The sequence below is a fragment of the Armatimonas sp. genome (genome assembly GCF_043760365.1).
Taxonomy (GTDB): domain Bacteria; phylum Armatimonadota; class Armatimonadia; order Armatimonadales; family Armatimonadaceae; genus Armatimonas.
On sequence record NZ_JAYUPA010000558.1, the window covers coordinates 1 to 1,565 of the forward strand.

At 57.6% G+C, this 1,565-nt stretch carries 2 protein-coding genes; one reads left to right on the forward strand and one right to left on the reverse strand.

Annotation, left to right across the window (positions count from 1 at the left end; genetic code table 11):
- Positions 1-133 precede the first annotated feature (133 nt).
- Entirely contained in the window at positions 134-778 is a 645-nt protein-coding gene (gene lipB, locus ACH2EH_RS12790; RefSeq protein WP_395142233.1) for a lipoyl(octanoyl) transferase LipB, read from the reverse strand.
- A gap of 39 nt (positions 779-817) precedes the next feature.
- Between lipB and ACH2EH_RS12795 the strand changes: the two genes are divergently transcribed.
- The gene (locus ACH2EH_RS12795; RefSeq protein WP_395142235.1) at positions 818-1,441 is read left to right on the forward strand and encodes a hypothetical protein; all 624 of its coding nucleotides are present in this window, start codon (positions 818-820) and stop codon (positions 1,439-1,441) included.
- The last annotated feature ends 124 nt before the right edge of the window (positions 1,442-1,565 follow it).

Sequence of the window (1,565 nt, forward strand, 5' to 3'; positions counted from 1 at the left end):
CCATAAAAATCTGAATAGCCTCACCTGACCTGCCGTACGCCCCCTCCGAGGGGTCGGCGTACCGCCGCCATGGCGGACTACCCTGTTAGAGTTTTTAAACCCCCCATAGGGTACACATATTTTAGGTTATTTGTCAATCTGGTTTTAGAAGTACCCTGAGATGCCCGGCGCTAGAGTGCGCAACTTCTTCAAGAGTGAGTGCGGTTTTGGCTAATTCACTCAGGCTAACCACCGGCCGCCCGGTCTGTCCGCAGGCTACAATGGTCTCAAATCCCTGGTGCACACGCGCGTCTACATTGAGCCCAAACCCGTGGTGTGTCACCCAGCGCTGCACCCGGACTCCAATAGCTGCCAGATACCCACCACTTTCTGCCCAGACCCCTGCATGGAAGTCTACGCGCCCAGCTGCTACCCCGAAGTCTGCCGCCGTACGGATAATCGCCTCTTCCAGTGTCCAGACGTATCTATGCAGATCGCGCTTGCCCTCGCCCAGATGCACAATGGGATAGCCGGTGAGCTGGCCCGGCCCGTGGTAGGTCACATCCCCACCACGGTCCGTAGGCACCAGCTCGATTCCTCGCACCGCGTACTCGGATTCGCTGAGCAGGCGAAACTCCGGTTTGCCCGTCTTGCCATAAGTGACAACGGGCGCATGCTCCAGCAGGATCACCCCATCGGGAACCTCGCCTGCAATCCGCGCCGCCACCCGCGCCCGCTGCCGCTCCCAGCCCTCGTGGTAGCCGATCAGCCCCTCCGAAAGTAAATTAATTGTTTCCAAAAACGGCCTCGTCAGGTAGTGTACTCCAGGAAAAAGAAAATGCCTAAACGAAAGAAGCCGTCCCAAATTTATCTTGCCTGGGAGCGAATCGTCTTTGGGGACGACAAGTACTCTTCTGAATCCCGGCAGACTTGGGCTGCGCTCTGGCAGCAACACTGTGAAGGCGAGGCACTCATGGGAACATTGATTAGTGATGCAGCCCTCCTCTGTAGTCTAGGCTATGACCAAGCCGCACACCAAGGCGACTGGCACGCCGCCAAGGAGAGAATTGAGCGCTACTTCCAGCACCCGAAGTGGGAAGCCAACGAGCCTGTCAGCCAACTAATAGCCCAGGCCCTCCTATCCCGAGCACTCTGGGAGTGCGGCGAGGAGAACCCTGCACTACAGCTTTGGGTGAGCTTGATACGTAAGCTCGGGAAAAATCAGAGACTGGCCTGCCTTCTGGTGCTTCATGAGCTTTTGGCGATCTGTCAGAGTGGTTCAGAAACGGGACACGCTCGAAACTTGTTTAGCGGAGTTGTACGCGAGGTTATCGAGAAACTGACAAAGACGAAGCTGCCTCCGCTAGAAATCCCAGAGAACTGGCAAGGATTCACTTACGGCGAGCTGGCCGCCCTGCTGGAAAGTGCGCGGACGGCCAGGGCAAAAAAGGAATCTCAGTAGCCCGGCACGGGCTTCGCAGCCGAAGGCTACTGCAGACGCCGGTTTCAACCGACGGAGTTTACGAGCGCTGGGCGGCTTTGACCTCGGCGAGTTTTTCGTCTATGGCCTTGCGCGCCGCCGTGAG